The sequence below is a fragment of the Nostoc punctiforme PCC 73102 genome (genome assembly GCF_000020025.1).
Taxonomy (GTDB): Bacteria; Cyanobacteriota; Cyanobacteriia; order Cyanobacteriales; family Nostocaceae; genus Nostoc; species Nostoc punctiforme.
Window position 1 is genome coordinate 5,370,961 of record NC_010628.1, and the last position, 21,428, is coordinate 5,392,388.

A 21,428-nucleotide genomic window follows, 5' to 3' on the forward strand; every position below is an offset into this window, starting at 1 on the left:
CATAAGAAAGCCTGGAGAACTGGAACCTAGCTTTACAGAAACAGCGCTATGTCTCAGAATAAGACTCTTTGCGTCTACACTTGCTAAACTAATTTTAAATCTTGAATAAAAGCAGAGAAAAAACAACCATAGAATTATGGCTCAAATCTTAGTTGAAAATTTAGATCCCATTATTCTAGAAAAGCTAGAAACTCTTGCCAAACAACACGGTAGGTCTTTGCAAGAAGAACTAAAGCAGATCCTACAACAAGCGGCTGAAAAAGCGACACACTATCACACTGGCGGCGACATGGAAAGAACCAGAGAAGCTGTAGCACGCGCTCAAGTTAGATATACAGGAAAAATTTTCAGTGACAGTACTGAACTTATCCGCGAGGATAGAGAACGGTGAGTCAGTATGTTTTAGATGCTAGCATTGCCATAAAGTGGTTCATCCCTGAAGTCTACTCTGATGCAGCTAGGCGTTTACTAGCAAGTAATCATACTTTCCTAGTTCCAGATTTTTTCTTCCCAGAAGTGGGAAACGTCTTGTGGAAACAAGTCCGTCGTGGTGAAGACACTGCTGAAAATGCAAGACAAATATTAGCAGATTTAAATGCAGTTCCTGTAGAGGTGTACTTATCTCAGCTGTTAATGCCACTTGCTTTAGATATTGCCCTTCAGAGCGATCGTGCAGTGTATGACAGTTTATACTTAGTCCTTGCTATTACTCAACAATGCCAGATGGTAACAGCAGACGAAAAATTTTACAACGCACTGAAAACCAGTAGCTACGCAAGTAATCTTTTATGGGTAGAGAATATTTAAAAAGCTTTGATGTAGACTACCGCAAGCATCTCTTCTTCCACTGCTAAACTAAAAAACAACCCTTACTCCTGCAAAGGTAGTCTTATGACCTCTGCAACCGATCCATCCACCGCCCTCACACCGTTCCCAGACCATACGCAGCTACCAGAGTCTGATGGTACTTTCGTGAAAAATTTTCAGGAACATCCCCAAAGCATTCTCCTAACGGACTCTATTAAGCCGATATTGCAAAAACGTCATCCTGATGGGCAATACTGTATTGGTCAAGATAGTGATATCTACTGGCGCATCACTGACCCCCCAGAAAAAGGCGCAGAAGCACCAGACTGGTTTTATGTAGGGAATGTACCACCCACTCTAGATGGGCAAACGCGGAGGTCTTATGTACTCTGGCGAGAGTTTATTGCCCCATTGATTGCATTGGAATTTGTATCTGGGGATGGTAGTGAGGAGCGAGATAAAACTCCTTGGAAAGGGAAATTTTGGATTTATGAGCAGGTGATTCGTCCTCCTTTCTACGGCATTTATGAAGTGAATAAAGCCAGCGTAGAAGTTTATGAATTAATTGGTGGACAATATCAATTATTAACGGCAAATGAACGCGGACATTATCCCATACATCCTTTAGGAGTTGAGTTAGGGATTTGGCAGGGAAAATATTATAATATGGAATTACCTTGGCTACGCTGGTGGGATTTGCAAGGTAATTTGTTGTTGACTGGTGAAGAAAGAGCTGATCGCTTAACTGCCCAATTGCGATCGCTAGGTATCGAACCAGAAGCCTAGTACTCTGTCAATAAATAATTGATGGATAAATTCCTTGTAGAGACGGCGATTTATCGCGTCTCTCTAACCGTCAAAATGAATTTGACAGACCACTATATTTTTGGATGAAGGGTTATGGCAAGAGTTACTGACACAAGACACCAATCGCTTAAACAAGTTTGTCAGAACTTTGCTGCTTAAAATTTTCCAATGGCCCCATATTTGCAATTTCATAGCCAGTGGGATAGCTGGGGATAGGAGAGTCAATATAAAAATTAGGCTGATTCCGAGGTGGGAATAACCGGATTAATCTGGCTCGGATTTTTAGTAGACTTACCATAGCCGATCGCAGCAATGGCGAAGGATAGGGAAAACCAAAGGCATCGAGCATTGGCTCATCCAGTAAAGCATAGATACCTGGTTTGATCGAAGAACGCATCCACGAAGGAAACCAACTCAAAAATAAATCGCGTGTAGCTTCCCCAACCCGACGATTTGTATCTGAATAACGAAAGTTTTGGCGTTCATAGTCAAGGTTATAGCGCTCGAATTCTTCGTAGGTTTCAGGGATATTCTGAATCTGCATTTGCTTACCTACTTCTCGCCAGAAGTAAAAAGACGCTAATTTTTCTTGTTCGCACATCAGCCGCCAACCAAACTGCAGATTCCAGCGGATAGGTTCGAAAATGAAGGTTGAAAGTACATACAGGAAATCACCGTTGTCAATCTTGAAGCGTCCGTGGAGTGTATTCATGCGTTGTAGGGCTTCTTTGCCGCGATCGCTATCATAACCCCACTTAATCATCTCTCCAACAATTATTGACGTGTCATCGTAGCGTTTTTGTGGACAATGGGTAAATTCTCCTGTCTGATTCAGCAATTTAGAAATACTAGGAACGCAATAAGTTCGCATCAAAGCAACTTCAAGTGATCGCGTCATATCCCAAGGAAACTCATAGCCATTCATCAAGTGATAAATCTGGCAATGATCTTCCACTGGATCGAGTTGCTGAATCAGATGAAGATTTTTATAGCGATTGAGAAGCATCTAAAATTTCTCTGTATTCAATTCAGTTATTTATTCACATCCAGCAACCGCGAAGTTTCTAAACGACTCATCCACTTCTCTAAATAAACTCGATTACCTTTTTCTTCATTTGGATCTTTAGTATCCAAAGGATAAGGCATCAGTCCCAAAATCGTTGCTGTTGTTACGCAAAACATCGATTTTTGGAAACTCATGCAAATTTGTACCCGCAAATCATCTTCACCCCGAAGACTGCGACGATAAATTTCGTGCAAATACTCTGGAAGATAATGACGCATATCTTGCATCAACAATGTGGGTGGAATACCTGCGCCGCCGATGGGTAAAGGATCGGCATACAATGCGCCATACTGAAATCGCGTTTGATCTGGGGGAATTTGATAACCTTGGGCGTTGTATGAAACTGTACCGTGGAAAGGAGTTCCCCGAAAGAATACCGCTTCTACATAAGGTATTGCTGTATCTGCTAAGAAAGTCAAACCAACGCTTTTAGGAATGATTTCATAGACTTCACCCCGAATTTTGACGGCGTAGGTAATTGGGTTTGATGCATTTGCCACTAACCCTGCTTTAATATGTTCTACAACTTCGGAAATCGATTTTATTTTGCCTTGGTCGTAGAGGTCTGATAAGCTGAGGAAGATATCAGCCATGACTCGCCAAAATTGACCTAAACCTGTGTAGTAAGCAGATACGCGCAATTGTTCTGTTAAGAAATCTGGAAACAGTTGGTTAATACCCAAAATTAAAGGGTTGTTTTTAAATTTTGCGGCAATAACGGCTTGCGCTCTTTCTTTAAATTCTGTTGTATCTAAATATGTATCTAGTCCACCGCCACCGTGCCACATCATGGCTTTCATACAATATTCGGCATACTCAAAATTAATTCGATTATGCCACCAGTGTCGGAGCAATTTCTCAACAGAAACCTCTCCATTAAAGTATTTAAAAAATGGGAAAAATATTAAAAACTGATGCTCGGCAATATAGTTAAGATTTTTTGAGTAGGCATCTAAAACCACACCATAGCTTTTAAGAATACCAACAACTTCTAGTACATTTTCTGGACTATTAGGGAGTAATGCTTCTCCTTTTTGCAGCCGTTCAATATACTCAGCTAAGGGATTGTGAGCCGCTTTCTTTTTAATAGTTACCATTGCTATCTCTCCAAAAAGTATAGGGACTGGGTACTGGGGATTGGGTACTGGGTATTGGGTATTGGTTACTGGGGATCAGACATTGGGTATTATGTATTCAGAAAAATCTTCCCTACTCCCTAATTCCTAGTCCCCAGTCCCCAGTCCCCATTTCCTACTCCCTAATCCTTAGCCCCCATTGCTTTCTCCAAGGACACTGCTACTACTACATTTTGGCTATTCACCATTGCTGTAATTGTTGGTTCAGTCCAGTGTGCTAACCAAGCGGGTTGAATGCCGAAAATCACAATCAACACAGCTAAAATTGCAGCTGGGATGCGATCGCTCCAATACACACGTGGTAAGTTAGTAACTTGTGCAGACAAGCGGCCAAAAAAGGCCCGGTCGAGGAGTATTAGAAAGTAAACCGCAGTTAAGCCAGTACCAAGCATTGATAGTAAAGTTTGCACTGGAAAAACTGGAAAACTGCCCCGAAAAATGATGAATTCGGAAATAAACCCGACCATTCCTGGTATCCCAGCACTGGCCATAACTCCCAAAACCATTAGGCTACCAATTACAGGCATACCCCGTTCTGGGTTCAGCAATCCTTGAAGAACATCTAAATCTCGGCTGCCGGCTTTTTTATACACAACTCCTACCAGCAAAAACAGCATGGCGGAAATTAAGCCGTGGCTAATCATCTGCATCACAGCACCTAAAACGCTTAAGGGTGTAGATGCCGCCGTCGCTAACAGCACATAGCCCATGTGTCCAATGGAACTGTATGCTACCATTTTTTTCATATCGGTTTGAGCGATCGCGCAGGATGCACCATACAATACACTCACCACTGCCCAAGTCGCTAACCAAGGAGCCACATAAGCCCAAGCTTCTGGTAACAAGTTCATACCAAACCGCAGTAAGCCGTAAGTTCCCAACTTCAACAACACCCCAGCCAATAGCACGGAAATTGGTGTGGAAGCTTCAACGTGAGCATCTGGCAACCAAGTATGAAAGGGAACTAAGGGAATTTTAATCCCGAAACCGATCAAAATTCCCACTAGCAGTAAAAGCTGTGTCGCTAGAGGTAGAGTCGTAGCGTTTAAGGTTGCTAGTGCAAAGCTAGAGGAACCACTCAGCCAAACCATGCCGAGGAAACTTGCCAAAATCAAGATTCCCGAAACGGCGGTATAAATAAGAAATTTTGTAGCCGCATAACCCCGCTTTTCCCCACCCCAAATAGCTATCAACAGATATAGCGGAATTAATTCTAATTCGTAAAACAGGAAAAATAACAGTAAATCCTGTGCCAGAAATGCTCCAGTCACCCCAGCGCTCAATAATAGTATCAAGGAGTAATAAAATTTAGGGCGCTGTAGAGATTCATCGCTACTGTAGATGGCAATAGAAGTTAACAGTCCATTCAAACCCAGGAGTGGCAAAGATAAACCATCAATTCCTAGGTTATAGTTTAAGCCTAAGACATCTATCCAAGGTACAGACTCAGCAAACTGTTGAGTTATTTCCCCTGGATGGAACTGAATTGCTAGTACGATTGTCCACAAGAAAGCGATAATGGCAAAGACCAAAGCCACCCCACGGGCAAATTTCCCATTGATACCAGAGGGCGAGAAACCAATTAAAGCTGCACCGATTAACGGCACTAGAATTAAAACACTAAGCATAAGCAGATATGGAATGGGGAATGGGGAATTGGGAATGGGAAAAAACTCTTACCCAATCACAAATGACAAATGACCAATGATCAATGACAATATCTTTAAAAAGGCAATTTATCTAGTAAACCCGATGACCAGCCGATGAAGAAAACCAGGACGCTGACAACTGCGAGGATGGTCAACATATAGCCCTGAGATTGCCCAGAAATGCTGTACTTTAAAGTTTGTCCGCCAAAAATCGTCGCAAACCCAACTAAGTTTACTAGACCATCGACTAAATAGCGATCGCTCCAAGCAGAAATTTTAGATAGCAGTGCGACTGCACTCACCACCGTTACGCGATAAACTCGGTCAATATAAAAATCATAACCTAATAAGTCTTGCACAAATCTCCACGCCAAAAATCTGGATCTTGACCAAGCCTTGTGCAGATAAACTGTAGAACCTATAACTACTCCCAGCACAGTAGAAGCAAACAACGCTAATGCTACATACCAATTAATACTTTCCCAATCTGGTAGTAAGTACCATTGCTGTAACATCAAAGGCAAAAGTAAAGTCAAGATTGTGAGAGTCACCATCGGGAAGGCCATTTGCCAACCAACTTCTGGCGTGCGTCGGGTCTTTTGTTGCGGTTTCCCCCAGAAGACTAATCTGAATACTCTAGTTAAGTTCAATGCTGTCAAGCCATTGACTAATAGTAAAACCCCAATCACCCAAGGGCTAATATTCACGAAACCGTCCGCCCATCCTAGCATTGCCCAGAAGCTTCCCAATGGTAGAAACGTTACCATCCCCGCCGAACCGACAATAAAGGCGGTGGTGGTGGCTGGCATCCGTGACCAAAGTCCGCCCATTTCTGTTAAGTCTTGGCTTTGGGTAGTTAAGATGACTGAACCGGAACTCATAAATAATAATGCTTTAGCGATCGCATGAGTTAACAGCAACATCAAGGCCACACCCCCTTGCTGCAACCCTACCGCTAAAAACACTAACCCCATGTATGCACTGGTAGAATGAGATAGCGATCGCTTAATGTCAATTTGAGCTATAGATACTAATGTTGCCCCAATTGCCGTTACTGTACCCATGATTACCAAAGCATTCAAGGCAACTGGCGACAGTGCTAACAATGGTTGAAATTTATACAGTAAATAAGCGCCACCAGCTACTACCAGCGAGTTTCGCATTACCGAAGCAGGATTGGGTCCTTCCATCGCCTCATCTAACCACAGATGTAGTGGAAATTGGGCACATTTCCCAGCCGGTCCAGCAATTAACGCCAAACCCAGCAATGTTGATGTCACTGGGCTTAAATTAGCTGTTTGTGCCCACTCATATAAATCTGAAAAGTTCAAACTGCCGGCTAAGTTGGAAAGTGTCACCGTAGCCATCAGCAGCAACAAGTCTCCTACCCGTTTAGTCCAAAACGCATCTCGCGCCGCCGTCACTACTAGCGGTTGAGCATACCAGAATCCCACTAGCAAGTAAGTCGAAAGTGTCAGAACTTCCAAAAGGGCATAGCTGAGAAATAAAGAATCGCTGATTGCTAGACCAGTCAACGCTGCTTCAAAAAATCCTAGCAGCGCAAAAAAACGCGCCAGCGACCAGTCCTTTTCCATGTAACCCAGAGCGTAAACTTGTGCCAGTAAGCTTAAACCTGTAATTAAAACTGTTGCCCCAATACTGACTGCTGAAATTTCCAAGGTAAAAGATAAGTCTAAATCAGCAGCTTTGAACCACGGCACCAGTAACTTTTCTGGTTCTCTATCCCAGATATTTTTAAATACAAATAGACTATGGACAAAAGCCACAACAGTTGTCAACAAGTTTATGTATGCCGCAGGTCTTGGCCCTGTTCGCTGAATTATTCCTATTCCCCAGGGCAACGTCAAAATTGCGCCTAATAAGCTATATAAAGGCACAAACCAACTTGTTGAAAATAGAAATTGCTCCATTTAAATTTACCTTTATGACTCAGCCTTTATTTTAAAAAATCTTTCAAACAATTATTTATTTAAAAAAATAAATCTAGTAAAATATCAACATTTTTTTACTATTGTTTAAACTCAATTATCCAAAGTATTTTTACTTTACTTTCCCCTAATAAACTTTGATAAAATATAACTTTACATACGCAAAAGCATTTACTTGCCTTAACCTCACCTCTGTTTTTACATTTGTATTTCTACTTTGAGCAGAGTAATTTATACGATATATTTGAAAAGATTATATACTTTTCACCTAGTCGTTCTACATCCAGCAAAATTTCAGGAAAGATAGATACAGTAAAAGATACAGCCCCCGCTCTTCCCTCGCCAGATAGAATTAGCCTTGGTTATGAATATCGTTTTGTAAATGTGATAAAGAAATTATAAAGCATAAGTGGCTGCTCAAGTAATTCAGTAAACTTTAATTGCTCAAAAGCCTAGATAAATATTTGTTAAGTTTTTTAAAACTTTCTTATCATAAACTATTATAGTAATTTATATTGCCAGGAACGCCAAGCTTTCCTATGCTTAATTTGGAAGTGTTTTCTTAGCTATAAGATCAGGCTCTCCCCGTCAAAAAATTCAAACGACAGTACAGATTGCATTAATTTTGTAGGAGTTCTGCGATGCCAATTGCAGTTGGAATGATTGAAACGAAAGGCTTTCCAGCAGTTGTGGAAGCTGCTGATGCGATGGTGAAAGCCGCCCGTGTCACCTTAGTAGGGTATGAAAAAATTGGTAGCGCTCGCGTCACCGTGATAGTTCGGGGAGATGTATCGGAAGTACAAGCTTCTGTAGCTGCTGGGGTTGAAGCCGCGAAAAGAGTTTTTGGTGGTGAAGTGTTGTCCACTCACATCATTGCTCGTCCTCACGAGAACCTGGAATACGTCTTGCCGATTCGTTACACAGAAGCTGTGGAACAGTTCCGTACCTAAAAGCTGTTTAAAAAAAGTAATTAACGCTCTTTGCTTTTTTGAGCATCACTTTTGTCCAAAGCTAAAAACTTTAAATAGGGATTAAAACTAATGTCAATTGCAGTGGGAATGGTTGAAACGCTGGGCTTTCCAGCAGTTGTGGAAGCTGCTGATGCGATGGTGAAAGCTGCTCGTGTGACTCTAGTCGGCTATGAAAAAATCGGCAGTGGTCGAGTTACAGTAATTGTCCGGGGTGACGTTTCGGAAGTACAAGCTTCCGTAGCCGCAGGTGTTGAATCAGTAAAGCGAGTCAATGGTGGACAAGTGCTGTCTACTCACATCATTGCTCGTCCTCACGAAAACTTGGAATACGTCCTACCAATTCGTTATACAGAAGACGTAGAACAATTCCGGGAAAATGTGAACGCAATTCGTCCTTTTGGTAGAAGACCGTAATTTTTAATGCAAGTCGCCAAAGTTCGCGGCACAGTAGTTAGCACCCAAAAAGATCCAAGTCTCAGAGGTGTGAAACTACTGTTGTTACAATTTGTAGATGAAGACGGAAACATCCTCCCACAATATGAGGTAGCAGCAGATAGTGTGGGAGCAGGTGTAGATGAGTGGGTACTTGTCAGTCGTGGCAGTGTTGCTCGTCAAGTTATTGGCAACGAACAGCGACCACTAGATGCAGTGGTAGTAGCGATCATAGATACAATTTATGTTGAAGATCGCATGATTTACAGCAAAAAAGATCAATATCGATAGTCATTAGTCATTGGTCATTGGTCATTAGTGAATAACAAAGGACAAATGACAACGAACAAATGACAATATAGGAGGAATCTCGCAATGGCAGTCCGCAGCACGGCAGCACCCCCAACTCCGTGGTCAAGGAATTTAGCTGAACCCAAAATCCATCAAACTGCTTTTGTACATTCATTCTCCAATCTGATTGGGGATGTAAGAATAGGTGCAAATGTAATCGTTGCTCCGGGGACTACGATTAGAGCGGATGAAGGCACACCTTTTTATCTTGGTGAAAACACTAATATTCAAGATGGTGTGGTCATTCATGGGTTAGAGCAAGGTCGAGTAATTGGCGATGACCAAGAGAAATACTCGGTATGGGTAGGTAAAAATGCTTGCATTACCCACATGGCTCTAATTCACGGGCCAGCTTATGTAGGCGATAATTCCTTCATTGGCTTTCGCTCTACAGTGTTTAATGCCAGGGTAGGTGCAGGTTGCATCGTGATGATGCACGCTTTGATTCAAGACGTAGAAATTCCCGCAGGTAAATATGTACCTTCGGGAGCGGTAATTACTAGCCAGCAGCAAGCTGACCGCTTGCCAGATGTGCAAGATCAGGATAAGGAATTTGCTCATCATGTGGTTGGAATTAATCAGGCGCTACGAGCTGGTTATCTTTGTGCTGCGGATAGCAAATGTATAGCACCCATTCGGGATGAGAACGCTAAATCTTATACAGGTAATGGTATTACTGTTTTAGAGTTGGAAAGGAGTAGTGAAGTGGCGAGCAATAGCTTGGGTGCAGAAACAATAGAGCAGTTGCGCTATCTATTGGAACAAGGGTATAAAATTGGTACAGAACACGTAGATCAGAGACGGTTCCGCACGGGTTCTTGGACTAGCTGCCAACCAATTGAACCGAGATCCATCGGTGAAGCGATCGCAGCATTAGAAAGCTGTGTAAGTGACCATAGCGGCGAATATGTCCGCCTTTTTGGTATTGATAAAGATAGACGACGTGTGTTAGAGAGCATCATCCAACGCCCGGATGGTGATTTTAAACCAGCTACCAATTTTAAGGCTCCGGCTAGTAATCATAGCAATGGCAGCTACAGCAATAATGGTAACGGTAACGGCTCTAGCAGTGGCAAAGTCAATGGCGAAACTGTAGAGCAAATCCGCCAACTTTTGGCAGGTGGTTATAAAATTGGCATGGAACACGTAGACGAGCGCCGTTTCCGTACTGGTTCCTGGACTAGCTGCAAGCCAATTGAAGCAACTTCCATAAATCAAGTAATTTCCGGCTTGGAAGAATGTATAGAAAGCCATCAAGGTGAGTATGTGCGTTTAATAGGCATTGATACCAAAGCCAAACGGCGGGTATTAGAAACGATTATCCAACGTCCAAATGGTCAAGTAGCCTCCTTTGGTAGTCAGAAATCATCATTTACTAGCAGTGGAAGCTCTGGAAGTGCTACGGCAACAGCTACCAGTAATCGTTTGAGTACTGAAGTAGTAGACCAACTCCGGCAATTATTGGCTGGTGGGTATAAGATTAGTCTTGAACACGTAGACGAACGACGGTTCCGTACAGGTTCCTGGACGAGTACCGGTCAAATTCAAGCCTCCTCAGAAAGAGAAGCGATCGCAGCTATAGAAGGACACCTTGGCGAATACCAAGGGGAATATGTACGCTTAATTGGTATTGACCCCAAAGCCAAGCGTCGGGTATTAGAAACGATTATCCAACGTCCAAATGGTCAAGTAGCCTCCTCTGGCAGTCAGAAATCATTTACTAGCAGTGCGCCTTCTGCTACAGCAACAGCTACAGCAACAGCTACCAGTACCCGCTTGAGTAGTGAAGTTGTAGACCAACTCCGACAATTATTGGCTGGCGGCTCTAAAATTAGCCTTGAACACGTAGACCAACGGCGGTTCCGTACTGGTTCTTGGACTAGTACCGGTCAGATTCAAGCCTCCTCAGAAAGAGAAGCGATCGCAGCCGTAGAAGGACACCTTGGCGAATACCAAGGAGAATATGTGCGCTTAATTGGTATTGACCCCAAAGCCAAGCGTCGGGTATTAGAAACGATCATCCAACGTCCATAACAGTGAGTGAGGAGTAGGTAGACGCGATTAATCGCGTCTGTACGGGAGTAGAGAATAGGAAATTTTAATATCCACCACTTACTACTCCCTAGAACCGGGAGTAGGTAATTTTAATATTCCCCATTCCCCATTCCCCATTCCTCATTCCCCATTCCCCATTCCGGCTTCCGAGGTTAAAATTTCCATGTCTGTGCTGTCACTGCGCCTCAGCAATAACTTTGATTCTTACATTAGTGGTGAGGTGACTATTCATCCAAGCGCAGTACTTGCACCTGGCGTGATCCTTCAAGCAGCTGAAAACAGCAAGATCGTAATTGGGCCAGGGGTCTGTATTGGCATGGGAGCCATTCTCCAAGTCCATGAAGGAACCCTAGAGGTAGAAGCGGGGGCAAACCTGGGAGCCGGTTTTTTGATGGTTGGCAAGGGCAAAATTGGAGCAAATGCTTGTATTGGTTCAGCAACAACAGTTTTTAACTATTCAGTTGAACCTGGACAAGTAGTTCCACCTGGATCGATTTTAGGAGACACCAGTCGGCAAATTGCTCAAACAACGCAGCCGGAACCATCTACAAATAACTCCACGGCTACAAGTGTGCCACCGCAGAAGGAAGAAGAAAATGGCTCAGGAGGAGTTAAGGAAAAGGTAAGTTCCTCAACTAACTTCTCAGCTGCGGCTTTTGTGGATTTCAAACAAAATAAGTCGATTTCTTATTTTAAATCTCCAGCCACTCCTGAAAGCCAGCCTCCTCCCTTAGAGGAACCCGCGAAGGATGCTGAATCCCCCTTGCAAGAAGCCGTTCAAGAGCCTACAAAATCTGACTCAGACCCCAATCAGCTACCTACAGAATCCCCTAACGGTTTCGGAACTCAGATTTATGGACAAGGGAGCATAAGCAGACTGTTGACCACATTGTTTCCTCATAGACAATCTTTGAGTGACCCAAACTCTGACGATTAGTCTGAGTAAGTGTTAATTGTAAGTTGTCGGCTTTGTGATTATCTGGGTAAGTTCATAATGGAAACATCTAATCAACGGTCTCTGAAAGCCATCGAAGGAACGAGTCATCGAGACACCTTCCAGGACACTGCTTTAGGTTTAGTTTCTACCCGCAGCTTTCCAGCAATAGTTGGGACGGCGGATATGATGCTGAAATCAGCAGGAGTTCACCTAGTTGGGTATGAAAAAATTGGTGGCGGATATTGTACTGCGATCGTTCGGGGTGGAATTGCTGACGTGCGTCTGGCAGTAGAATCTGGTGTGCAAACAGCTGAACAGTTTGGTCAATTAGTTTCTAGCTTGGTGATTCCTCGGCCTTATCCAAACCTAGATATAGTACTTCCCATCACAACCCGTTTTACTAAATTGATGGAGGAGGGCAATTCTAGCCGTCTGAGTAATCAAGCAATTGGTTTGGTAGAAACGCGAGGATTTCCAGCGATGGTAGGCGCGTGTGATGCCATGCTCAAAGCTGCTGATGTTCATTTAGCAGCCTACGAAAAAATTGGTGGGGGTTTGTGTACAGCTATTATTCGTGGTTCCGTAGCAAATGTGGCGGTAGCAGTGGAAGCGGGAATGTTTGAAGCAGAACGCATTGGAGAATTAAATGCAGTGATGGTAATTCCGCGACCACTTGACGAAATGGAGCAAACCTTACCATTAGCAAGTTGCTGGATAGAAACACAACAGCCTTTAAACTTACCAGTCAATATTAAAGAACAAGTTGCCGAAATAGAAGTGCTAAGATTACCAGATTTAACTAAGCTACCTACAAAAATTGCAGAAGTTGTAGAAGAATTATGGAATGATGAATGATGATAGATGAATTTGGGAAAATCATCATTCATCGGGAAGTGGAAGGAATCTTACGCTTTTCTTGTTGTTATGATAATAGCTTCTTCAATCTATAAATAAAATACCTTTATTTTAATAGAAATAATAGAGTTTTATCTATAATAAAACTCGTAAGTTTCTATTGGTATCGCTATACCATTTGCAACTGTTCAGTTAATACTAGTTTTATATCGATGAATAGCTATATAGAGGAGAATCACCTTTGAAACAAGCGACGCTGCACCAGTTAAAGGTATTCGAGGCTGCGGCACGGCACAGTAGCTTTACGCGGGCTGCTGAGGAATTGTTTCTCACCCAACCTACCGTTTCTATGCAAATCAAGCAACTCACAAAATCCGTAGGGTTGCCATTATTTGAGCAAGTGGGGAAACGGTTGTATCTCACCGAAGCAGGACGAGAATTATTTGCCACTTGTCGGCAGATTTTTGAAAATATAGCCCAGTATGAAATGAAGGTGGCAGATTTAAAAGGGCTAAAACAGGGACAATTACGCTTGGCAGTGATTACAACAGCAAAATATTTTATCCCACGTTTATTAGGGCCGTTTTGCGAACTTTATCCAGGGATTGATATCTCTCTGCAAGTAACGAATCACGAACAAATTTTGGAACGGATGAGTCAGAACCTGGACGACTTATATATTATGAGTCAAGTTCCAGACAATATGGATGTGAATTGTGAGGCATTTTTAGAAAATCCTTTGATAGTCTTTGCACCAGTTAATCATCCGTTATCCAAGGAAAAAAATATTCCGATCCAACGCCTATCTAACCAACCTTTTATTATGCGAGAACCAGGTTCAGGAACTCGCCGCGCCGTGCAAAGCCTATTTGAAGAACAAGGGGTGACAGTAAAAGTCAAGCTGGAATTGGGAAGTAACGAAGCAATTAAACAAGCGATCGCAGGTGGTTTAGGAATTTCGGTTTTATCTCGTCATACTTTACTATTAGACGCTTCAGATTTTAGCATTTTAGATGTCCAACACTTTCCCATTCAGCGACATTGGTACATGGTTTACCCCGCAGGCAAGCAGTTATCTATCGTCGCTCGTGCCTATTATGACTATCTCCTGGCTGCGGCAAGGAATTTTGTAGATCAAAACACTGATACCACTGCTAGTAGCCTTGAACCAACTCACGGGTAATTTGTAATTACGAATTACGTTAGCGTAGCGTAAAGCCTGCGGCATGGCTTCTCTACGAGACGCTGCGCGAACGCTTAGAGCGACGTAGGAGCGTCATTACGAATTACCCAAAGGGGTTGACTGTTAGACCGGCAACCATTGACAATTAACCAGCAGAATCAATTAAAAATGGGGGAAAACTCGCAATGGTTAACCCGGAAATACCATCTTGGCGCAAAACAGTACAAAGCGAGATTGTAGCTGTTACAGTTTATGCTGACAGAGCATTGGTTACACGGCGAGGTGTAGTTGATTTAACAGGAATTGAACAGGAATTAGTAATTACCTCACTGCCAGAGACTCTAGAAATTGAGTCTATCAGGGTTAGCGGTACAGGGACAGTGGGAGTGCGTTTGATGGGAGTGAGTAGCGATCGCATTTACACCACTGAACCTGTAACGGAGCGAGTCGCACATTTGACAAGGCAAATTGAGCAGTTAGAAGCAGAAAAACGTCATCTACAAGCCCAAGTCGATGCTTTAGCATTACAATCTAGTTTTATCGCCGGTTTACGCGAAAAAACTGAAGAACCCTTTGCCCAAAGTTTGTCTCGGAAAAATCTCAGCCTGAGCGAAACTTTAGATTTTTTGAACTTTCTCGGAAGCCAGTATGGTGAATATGCGATCGCATCTGGAGAGTGCAAAACCCAACAGCAGGAATTAGACAAAGAACTGCAAGCACTCCGCGCCTCGTTGCAAAAAATTCAAACACCCCATCCCAAAGAGAGTTTGAGCATAGTTGTAGGAGTTGAAGTTGCAGGTGAAGGCAAATTTGAATTAGAGGTATCTTACATAGTAAATCGCGCCAGTTGGACTCCGCTTTATGACTTGCGCTTTAACACTACCAGCGATATTGTGCATCTGGGCTACCTTGCAGAAATCACTCAAAGCAGTGGCGAAGATTGGATTAGTGCAAATCTCACCCTTTCTACCGCTAAACCTGGATTAGGTACACTCCCGCCTAAACTTGAACCCTGGTATATTGATGCACCACGTCCACAAATGTTACGACAACGACAATTGGCTACCCAGCGACCACTGCTTCCTACCATACCAGAACAGGCTGCTTCTGCTGCTAGAGTAGATTGGCAAGAAGAAGACGAAGGTGCAGAGGATGTTCTTATCCAAGCAGAAACCGTTACAGCAGAAGTATCCAAAGAAGGGAGTGTAGTTACCTTTAAATTGAATGGTGGCGGTAATATTCCCAGTGATGGCGCACCTCATAAAACGACAATTTTTAATGATGATTATCCTTGTAACTTTGATTATGTGGCAATGCCGCGTTTGGTAAGTTTTGCTTATCTGCAAGCAAATGTGAAAAATAATCCCAATGGTGCGACTTTGTTACCAGGTAAAGCGAATATATTCCGCAACAATGTTTTTATCGGGACAACTCAGTTACAGAATATTGCGCCAGGACAAGAATTCAAACTAAATTTAGGGATTGATGAAGGTTTGAAAATTGAGCGCGAATTAGTTGAACGTCTGGTAGACAAGAGACTAATTAGCAACCAGCGCCGGATTACTTATAGTTATCGGTTGATAATTACTAACTTACTCGACAAAGAAGTAAATCTGAAAGTAACTGAACAATTACCAGTTAGCCGCAACGAGCAAATTAAAGTGCGCCTCAGTCGCAGTAACCCACAAATTCAACTGGGTGAAATGGGCATTTTGGAATGGGAGTTAACTCTTCTACCACAGGAAAAAAGAGATATATATTACCAGTTTAATGTTGAACATCCGCCTGACTTAATGGTAGTTGGGTTAGATATTTAGAATCGACGAGATGAGCGTTGAGCAGAATGCAATAATTCTGGTTTGGGAACTCAGGAGTCATAATATTATAACTCCTGAGTTCTGTGTAAGTGTATTTCATTCATCTGATAATCGCTATATTGTTTACTTAAATATTGCTTCTCATTAGAGAGTATTTATAAAGTAAATCTTAAATAGAGTTGTCGGGAAATAAAAGATAAGTGAGGCAATGCTGGTCTTGTAATTGGGATTCTCTTAAGCAGCCATCAAGTAGAAGTTCCATAATCCTGCTGCGGTCAGCATCAAATGGTCATCAAAGTTTTCAATCCGATTACGATAAATGACACTGGCGGCGTTGTAGCGCTTCACACCAGCAAAGGCATTTTCGCAAACTACACGGGATTGACTCAATTGACGATTCTCCGTTTTTTGAAGGTCACTTAACTTGCCCCCTTTGGGCTTTTTGTGAGGAAGATGGAGATTGTCATACTGCTTCTGTAATCCCTGAAAGCCCGAGTCTACTTCAATCGGAATTTCATCAGGCACACTACCTGCAATGTCATCTTCGTCATGAAAACGTTTGTCATGCAGTTTGCCTTCTCGTGCTTTGCTTAAGATCAAGACCCGTTTGGTTTCATCAACTGCCGCCAAGTGTTTACGCGTATGACGTTTCTTTTTACCGGAGTAATTCTGTTGTTGTTGTTCTCTTTCTTGAGGTCGCGCAATTGGGCGTTCTGTCCCATCAATCATCACTCGTTGCACTCCTGGAAAGCGTGACAAAAATGCTTCAATGCTTTCGAGATGGCGTTCCGGCAGCGCCATCTTCTGTCCCAAAGCCGCTTCTAATATTGGCTGCAATCGATGCATCCACTCATGTGCCTGGGAGCGATGCATATCAAAGAGCAGTCCCGCCACATCGAAGGTCGGATAACATTTGAAATAGAAAAGGATGAAAAACAATTTGTCTTGGGCTGTAAGTAAGCGGGCTTTGCGTCCTCCACCCAGGCCACGTTGACGAGGCTTGGCCTGTTGAGTATCTAGGTACATCGTGGTAAACGTGGGCAAAAGGGCATCAAATGCTTTCCGGTTCAACCCAGTTAATGCCCTCAACAGTCGGTCTTGCTTCAGCGCACCTTCAATATTCAGCATCATTCTTCCCTACCACTGCTGTCTATTCTCTCTTATTTCCCGACAAGTCTAATTGGGTATGTTATGGCTTTGCTATCACGCACCCTGCTATGTGGCGGTGCATTAGGCAATTAAATTATTTTTTTCGTAACTAAAAATATTGAAATATGTGCCTAACACACCCTACAGAAATTTTATTTTTACTTTATAAATAATTTTTTACAGCAATTTGCAAGTTAATACCAGTTTGAAAAAAATACCACAAATACATTAGATAGGGTATATGGGAGTGCAAGCTCTTGCACCTCTACAGCCGATTTATGTGTTGTAAAGTGTAATTTCTTGAAATATGTTGTGTTTAATAATTACTATTTGCAAATTATTTTTTGATATCTAAAGCTACTTATTAACTCTTTCTTAATGTTTTCTTAAGGCGGGGTGAAGGTGCTAAGTATGGCAACGGCGGCTTGATCTACTTTACCTGTAATAGTGGTGGCAATGCAGGGCAAGGGCAGGTTTTTGCTTATAAACCTAATAATAACGATCCCAACAGTGGTACTATCACCCTGATTGTAGAGTCTCCCGCAGAGGATATACTGAATTTCCCCGATAATATTACCGTGGCTCCCTTTGGAGATCTCTTCTTGTGCGAAGACGGTAGCAATACTGAATTCGTGATCGGCGTTACCCCGGAAGGCGATCTCTATCGGTTTGCAGCAAATGCTATTAACGGCAGTGAATTCGCTGGTGCTTGCTTCTCACCTGATGGTCACACAATGTTTGTCAATATTCAAGACCCTGGAATTACCTGTGCGATTTGGGGCCCTTGGAGCAGAAACCGAGCATAAGGTTAGTTACATCTAAGTGATTTGATAACTTGCAGGGGTACTCCAGTTTATTCTCGGAGTAGCCCTGTTTTTAGTAGATTTTGGGTGAGATTGCAAGAATGCAGATAAGACAATATGTGGACGAGATCATCATCGAACGGTTTTTAGAGATAGCATCTACACTCTTCACTGCTAGGCTAAACTTATAGTGCTTCTACGTCTGTAGCCCTTTTACTCCTGGTGGATAACTAATTTCGACACCACAAGAAGTTGCACAACAAGAGAAACAACGCTGCGATCGCTTGGCAGCAAAACTGCGAGAATTAAATATAGATCCAGATACTATTTAAGCTCCTCGCTGTCTTGCTTGTGCCTGTTGGTGCAAATGCTATGGATCTTCAGGAAAAACCCATTTTGGCGGTTCAGTCATTTTTTTACGCAGGCGTTCTTGTGCCAACTCCAACATTTTGTCTAAGGGAGTCTCTTCAATAAATTTTGCAGCGGCCTCTCTAAACTCGATGTTGGGGCATTTATCCCCTAAAACACATCCGTTAACACAGGCTACAGCACAGTTAATCTTTTGCTCCACAGTAAATTCCTCTCTCTAAAACTTATAAGTTATAAAGTTGTGAGTTCTAATATTCACCCCTAACTCTTTACTATCAGGCATTAACCTCTAGGTAAATTTTACCTTGCCAGTTGCTATCCTATTAGCCTAAACAGCTACCATTTAGAAAGTTATCAGTTATGAGTTATGATTTTGACTCCTAATTTCTCACTCTTATGAAGGGCACTCATGTCAGAAGTTTTTGCTACTACTGGAACTATCGCTGCGATCGCAACTGCTGTTGTCCCCCAACAGGGTAGTGTTGGTATTGTGCGGGTGTCTGGTTCTGAAGCAATGGCTCTAGCCCAAACTCTTTTTCACGCACCAGGGCGGCAAGTTTGGGAAAGTCACCAGATTCTCTACGGTTATATTCGTCATCCCCAAACCCAACAACTGGTAGATGAAGCCCTATTGCTGATTATGAAAGCACCCCGTTCTTATACCCGTGAAGATGTAGTGGAATTCCATTGCCACGGGGGAATTATGGCAGTGCAGCAGGTATTACAACTGTGTTTAGAAAATGGCGCTAGACTAGCTCAACCCGGAGAATTTACTCTCCGCGCCTTTTTGAATGGGCGATTGGATTTAACTCAAGCCGAAGGTATTGCTGATTTAGTGGGAGCTAAATCGCCTCAAGCTGCCCAAACTGCCTTAGCTGGTTTACAGGGAAAATTAGCTCATTCAATCCGGCAGTTACGCGCTAACTGTCTAGATATTTTGGCAGAAATCGAAGCACGAATCGATTTTGAGGAAGACTTGCCACCGTTGGATGATAAAGCAATAATATCAGAAATCGAGAAAATTGCCGCCGAAATAACGAGGTTATTGGCAACCAAAGACAAAGGTGAGTTGCTACGCACAGGTTTAAAAGTGGCAATTGTTGGGCGGCCAAACGTGGGTAAGTCGAGCTTATTGAACGCTTGGAGCCGGAGCGATCGCGCGATCGTCACAGACTTACCTGGTACAACCCGCGATGTGGTGGAATCTCAGCTAGTTGTCGGGGGAATTCCCGTACAAGTGCTAGATACAGCCGGGATTAGGGAAACCACAGACCAAGTGGAAAAAATTGGTGTGGAGCGATCGCGTCGTGCTGCAAATGCAGCTGATTTAGTCTTGCTTACCATCGATGCTTCAGCAGGTTGGACAGAAGGCGATCGAGAAATTTACGAACAAGTACAACACCGTCCATTAATTCTAGTCATTAACAAAATTGACTTAGTAGAAGAACGCCAAAGAAAAACTCTTCAATCTCAAATACCCAATCCAAATTCTAAAATTGCCACAGCAGCAGCACAAAATCAAGGTATTGATGCTTTAGAAGTAGCAATTTTAGAGATAGTAAAAGCAGAAAAAATCCAAGCTGCTGATATGGATTTAGCCATTAACCAAAGGCAAGCAGCAGCTTTAACTCAAGCTAAAATATCTTTGGAACAAGTACAAACAACAATTGTCCAGCATCTTCCTCTTGATTTTTGGACAATTGACTTACGCGGTGCAATCCAGGCACTAGGAGCAATTACTGGTGAAGAAGTTACAGAATCGGTTTTGGATAGGATTTTTAGCAAGTTTTGCATTGGTAAATAAACCCCAAATGTTCTATTTTTGCTAATATTGGTAGTCCGGTTGAAGCAGATAAAAGCACCATATCTATTCTAATTATTATCAATTTTAAATATTATTAAATCCTAAAACTTTATGTCTTTAAACGATGAAATAAATTCTGTAAACGCATTGATTGTAGGAGCCAGGCAAGGTATTGGTTTTGGTTTTGTAAAAAGATTGCTACAGGATGAGAAAATAGCTAAAGTTTTTGCAACTTCTCGTCAGCTAGAATTAGCCACCGATTTAATAGCTTTTGCAGATGAACATTCTGAGCGATTAATTTGTTTAGAGATGGATATTACTGACGAGTTGCAGATTGTTGAAACTATTCAAAAAATACATACCCAAGTTGACAAACTGCATTTGGTAGTCAACTGTGTAGGACTGTTGCATGAAGATACTTTGCAACCTGAAAAAAGCTTAAGACAGATAAATTCAGAAAACTTGCTGCGCTACTTTCAGATAAATAGTATTGGTGCTGTCTTGCTAGCTAAACATCTATTGCCTCTGTTGCGTCATGGAGAACGCAGTGTGTTCGCTAGCATTTCTGCTAAATTGGGCAGTATTGGCGATAATAAACTTGGTGGATGGTATGGCTATCGCGCTTCTAAGGCAGCACTCAATATGTTGATGCGAACTGCGGCAATTGAGTATAAAAGAAGTTGTCCTAAAGCATTAATAGTCACATTGCATCCTGGTACAACTGATACGCGCCTTTCCCGTCCTTTCCAGAAAAATGTACCTGCGGAAAAATTATTCTCAGTGGAACACACCGTTACCCAACTATTGGCTGTGATTGAACAGCTTCAAGAAGGCGATAGTGGGCAGTTTTTCTCGTGGGATGGAAGCAGATTGCCTTGGTAACTGCGTTACGCTGATGCTAGTGAAACTCACATTACTTGTAACCAAAGCCTATGAAGTTTTTTGTGCCAGCAGCTAAGGATGATATCAAAGCAGAGCAGGTGTATAATGCTTTTGCTCGGTCTGTCAAAGCACCAATAAACGAAAAGCGTATTTGGAAGTTACAGTGGCGCGATCGCGAAATTGATATGGAATGCGAGGTAGGTAAACCCTTACCATCCTCTTATCAAACTGGGAAAGAGCTAGTTATGGCAATCTTTGAGTGCGAAAACCTTTATAAAATTTGTACTCTTACCCGTGGAGGAGTAAAGGGAGAACCTATCTTGGTTGGCAAAAACTCTGTATCCTCAGCAACATATTTTTCAGATAATGTACATAACTGACTTTGCATATTACATAGAGCAAAAAG

General features: G+C 42.5%; 19 protein-coding genes and 4 pseudogenes. 17 read left to right on the top strand and 6 right to left on the bottom strand.

Translation table 11 applies throughout. The annotated features are described in order from the left end of the window. The first annotated feature begins 136 nt into the window (after window positions 1-136). From NPUN_RS21640 to NPUN_RS21650, 3 genes are all read left to right on the top strand, one after another. Window positions 137-391: a FitA-like ribbon-helix-helix domain-containing protein gene (locus tag NPUN_RS21640; protein ID WP_012410626.1), complete on the top strand. Its 255-nt coding sequence runs from the start codon at window positions 137-139 to the stop codon at window positions 389-391. After that, window positions 388-807, top strand: coding sequence for a type II toxin-antitoxin system VapC family toxin (locus tag NPUN_RS21645; protein ID WP_012410627.1), 420 nt, complete (start codon window positions 388-390; stop codon window positions 805-807). Before NPUN_RS21640 ends, NPUN_RS21645 begins: the two co-directional genes overlap by 4 nt. An 84-nt stretch (window positions 808-891) precedes the next feature. Further along, window positions 892-1,593: a Uma2 family endonuclease gene (locus NPUN_RS21650; RefSeq protein WP_012410628.1), complete on the top strand. Its 702-nt coding sequence runs from the start codon at window positions 892-894 to the stop codon at window positions 1,591-1,593. Window positions 1,594-1,741: 148 nt separating this feature from the next. Here the strand turns inward: NPUN_RS21650 and NPUN_RS21655 are convergent, their stop codons facing one another. The 4 genes from NPUN_RS21655 to NPUN_RS21670 all read right to left on the bottom strand — a co-directional run bounded on the left by NPUN_RS21655 (window position 1,742) and on the right by NPUN_RS21670 (window position 7,396). Then, window positions 1,742-2,620, bottom strand: a complete 879-nt coding sequence (locus NPUN_RS21655; RefSeq protein WP_012410629.1) for an oxygenase MpaB family protein — start codon at window positions 2,618-2,620, stop codon at window positions 1,742-1,744. 26 nt (window positions 2,621-2,646) lie between these two features. Continuing rightward, complete coding sequence (locus NPUN_RS21660) at window positions 2,647-3,777, bottom strand: CO2 hydration protein (RefSeq protein WP_012410630.1); 1,131 nt, start codon at window positions 3,775-3,777, stop codon at window positions 2,647-2,649. Between the two features lie 161 nt (window positions 3,778-3,938). Then, window positions 3,939-5,444, bottom strand: a complete 1,506-nt coding sequence (locus NPUN_RS21665) for an NADH-quinone oxidoreductase subunit M (protein ID WP_012410631.1) — start codon at window positions 5,442-5,444, stop codon at window positions 3,939-3,941. Between the two features lie 95 nt (window positions 5,445-5,539). Further along, entirely contained in the window at window positions 5,540-7,396 is a 1,857-nt protein-coding gene (locus NPUN_RS21670) for an NAD(P)H-quinone oxidoreductase subunit F (protein WP_012410632.1), read from the bottom strand. A 659-nt stretch (window positions 7,397-8,055) separates the two neighbouring features. Here NPUN_RS21670 and NPUN_RS21675 point away from each other — a divergent pair. From NPUN_RS21675 to NPUN_RS21710, 9 genes and pseudogenes are all read left to right on the top strand, one after another. Beyond that, window positions 8,056-8,364 (top strand): carbon dioxide-concentrating mechanism protein CcmK, encoded by a 309-nt coding sequence (locus tag NPUN_RS21675; protein ID WP_012410633.1) that lies wholly within the window; start codon window positions 8,056-8,058, stop codon window positions 8,362-8,364. Window positions 8,365-8,454: 90 nt separating this feature from the next. Continuing rightward, window positions 8,455-8,799, top strand: coding sequence for a carbon dioxide-concentrating mechanism protein CcmK (locus NPUN_RS21680; protein WP_010995041.1), 345 nt, complete (start codon window positions 8,455-8,457; stop codon window positions 8,797-8,799). 6 nt (window positions 8,800-8,805) lie between these two features. Continuing rightward, window positions 8,806-9,108 (top strand): beta-carboxysome shell vertex protein CcmL, encoded by a 303-nt coding sequence (locus NPUN_RS21685; RefSeq protein ID WP_012410634.1) that lies wholly within the window; start codon window positions 8,806-8,808, stop codon window positions 9,106-9,108. Between the two features lie 84 nt (window positions 9,109-9,192). Further along, window positions 9,193-10,848, top strand: a pseudogene (locus NPUN_RS21690) (ribulose bisphosphate carboxylase small subunit); the annotation flags it as partial. Window positions 10,849-11,004: 156 nt separating this feature from the next. Further along, window positions 11,005-11,202, top strand: a pseudogene (locus NPUN_RS43530) (ribulose bisphosphate carboxylase small subunit); the annotation flags it as partial. 184 nt (window positions 11,203-11,386) lie between these two features. After that, a complete protein-coding gene (locus NPUN_RS21695; RefSeq protein WP_012410636.1) occupies window positions 11,387-12,160 on the top strand; it encodes a beta-carboxysome scaffolding protein CcmN in 774 nt (257 codons plus the stop codon). A gap of 57 nt (window positions 12,161-12,217) precedes the next feature. Continuing rightward, entirely contained in the window at window positions 12,218-13,015 is a 798-nt protein-coding gene (locus tag NPUN_RS21700) for a beta-carboxysome assembly protein CcmO (protein ID WP_012410637.1), read from the top strand. Window positions 13,016-13,256: 241 nt separating this feature from the next. Then, window positions 13,257-14,198: a LysR family transcriptional regulator gene (locus NPUN_RS21705; RefSeq protein ID WP_012410638.1), complete on the top strand. Its 942-nt coding sequence runs from the start codon at window positions 13,257-13,259 to the stop codon at window positions 14,196-14,198. A 185-nt stretch (window positions 14,199-14,383) separates the two neighbouring features. Further along, window positions 14,384-16,015, top strand: coding sequence for a mucoidy inhibitor MuiA family protein (locus NPUN_RS21710; protein ID WP_012410639.1), 1,632 nt, complete (start codon window positions 14,384-14,386; stop codon window positions 16,013-16,015). A 234-nt stretch (window positions 16,016-16,249) separates the two neighbouring features. On the opposite strand, the gene NPUN_RS21715 is transcribed toward NPUN_RS21710, so the two are convergent. Beyond that, entirely contained in the window at window positions 16,250-17,146 is an 897-nt protein-coding gene (locus NPUN_RS21715) for a transposase (protein ID WP_234710955.1), read from the bottom strand. A 410-nt stretch (window positions 17,147-17,556) separates the two neighbouring features. Here NPUN_RS21715 and NPUN_RS21720 point away from each other — a divergent pair. Further along, window positions 17,557-17,970, top strand: a pseudogene (locus NPUN_RS21720) (alkaline phosphatase PhoX); the annotation flags it as partial. 227 nt (window positions 17,971-18,197) lie between these two features. Continuing rightward, a pseudogene (locus NPUN_RS43535) lies at window positions 18,198-18,299 on the top strand (Uma2 family endonuclease); the annotation flags it as partial. A gap of 38 nt (window positions 18,300-18,337) precedes the next feature. Here NPUN_RS43535 and NPUN_RS21725 read toward each other — a convergent pair. After that, entirely contained in the window at window positions 18,338-18,538 is a 201-nt protein-coding gene (locus NPUN_RS21725) for a hypothetical protein (protein ID WP_012410641.1), read from the bottom strand. Window positions 18,539-18,745: 207 nt separating this feature from the next. Here NPUN_RS21725 and mnmE point away from each other — a divergent pair, with 207 nt between their 5' ends. The 3 genes from mnmE (at window position 18,746) to NPUN_RS21740 (ending at window position 21,402) form a co-directional block, all read left to right on the top strand. Continuing rightward, window positions 18,746-20,140, top strand: a complete 1,395-nt coding sequence (gene mnmE / locus NPUN_RS21730; protein ID WP_012410642.1) for a tRNA uridine-5-carboxymethylaminomethyl(34) synthesis GTPase MnmE — start codon at window positions 18,746-18,748, stop codon at window positions 20,138-20,140. A gap of 111 nt (window positions 20,141-20,251) precedes the next feature. Next, window positions 20,252-21,022 carry an SDR family NAD(P)-dependent oxidoreductase gene (locus tag NPUN_RS21735; protein WP_012410643.1) on the top strand — a complete coding sequence of 257 codons (771 nt, stop codon included), beginning with the start codon at window positions 20,252-20,254 and terminating at the stop codon, window positions 21,020-21,022. 50 nt (window positions 21,023-21,072) lie between these two features. Further along, the gene (locus NPUN_RS21740) at window positions 21,073-21,402 is read left to right on the top strand and encodes a hypothetical protein (RefSeq protein WP_012410644.1); all 330 of its coding nucleotides are present in this window, start codon (window positions 21,073-21,075) and stop codon (window positions 21,400-21,402) included. Window positions 21,403-21,428 lie beyond the last annotated feature (26 nt).

What these genes read in the sequence shown, in the direction of transcription:
- NPUN_RS21695 (WP_012410636.1), top strand. Translation starts at nt 11,387, where the DNA reads ATGTCTGTGCTGTCACTGCGCCTCAGCAATAACTTTGATTCTTACATT.
- NPUN_RS21660 (WP_012410630.1), bottom strand. Translation starts at nt 3,777, where the DNA reads ATGGTAACTATTAAAAAGAAAGCGGCTCACAATCCCTTAGCTGAGTAT.
- NPUN_RS21685 (WP_012410634.1), top strand. Translation starts at nt 8,806, where the DNA reads ATGCAAGTCGCCAAAGTTCGCGGCACAGTAGTTAGCACCCAAAAAGAT.
- NPUN_RS21735 (WP_012410643.1), top strand. Translation starts at nt 20,252, where the DNA reads ATGTCTTTAAACGATGAAATAAATTCTGTAAACGCATTGATTGTAGGA.
- NPUN_RS21700 (WP_012410637.1), top strand. Translation starts at nt 12,218, where the DNA reads ATGGAAACATCTAATCAACGGTCTCTGAAAGCCATCGAAGGAACGAGT.
- NPUN_RS21670 (WP_012410632.1), bottom strand. Translation starts at nt 7,396, where the DNA reads ATGGAGCAATTTCTATTTTCAACAAGTTGGTTTGTGCCTTTATATAGC.
- NPUN_RS21650 (WP_012410628.1), top strand. Translation starts at nt 892, where the DNA reads ATGACCTCTGCAACCGATCCATCCACCGCCCTCACACCGTTCCCAGAC.
- NPUN_RS21655 (WP_012410629.1), bottom strand. Translation starts at nt 2,620, where the DNA reads ATGCTTCTCAATCGCTATAAAAATCTTCATCTGATTCAGCAACTCGAT.
- NPUN_RS21715 (WP_234710955.1), bottom strand. Translation starts at nt 17,146, where the DNA reads ATGATGCTGAATATTGAAGGTGCGCTGAAGCAAGACCGACTGTTGAGG.
- NPUN_RS21740 (WP_012410644.1), top strand. Translation starts at nt 21,073, where the DNA reads ATGAAGTTTTTTGTGCCAGCAGCTAAGGATGATATCAAAGCAGAGCAG.
- NPUN_RS21675 (WP_012410633.1), top strand. Translation starts at nt 8,056, where the DNA reads ATGCCAATTGCAGTTGGAATGATTGAAACGAAAGGCTTTCCAGCAGTT.
- NPUN_RS21640 (WP_012410626.1), top strand. Translation starts at nt 137, where the DNA reads ATGGCTCAAATCTTAGTTGAAAATTTAGATCCCATTATTCTAGAAAAG.
- NPUN_RS21680 (WP_010995041.1), top strand. Translation starts at nt 8,455, where the DNA reads ATGTCAATTGCAGTGGGAATGGTTGAAACGCTGGGCTTTCCAGCAGTT.
- NPUN_RS21710 (WP_012410639.1), top strand. Translation starts at nt 14,384, where the DNA reads ATGGTTAACCCGGAAATACCATCTTGGCGCAAAACAGTACAAAGCGAG.
- mnmE (WP_012410642.1), top strand. Translation starts at nt 18,746, where the DNA reads ATGTCAGAAGTTTTTGCTACTACTGGAACTATCGCTGCGATCGCAACT.
- NPUN_RS21665 (WP_012410631.1), bottom strand. Translation starts at nt 5,444, where the DNA reads ATGCTTAGTGTTTTAATTCTAGTGCCGTTAATCGGTGCAGCTTTAATT.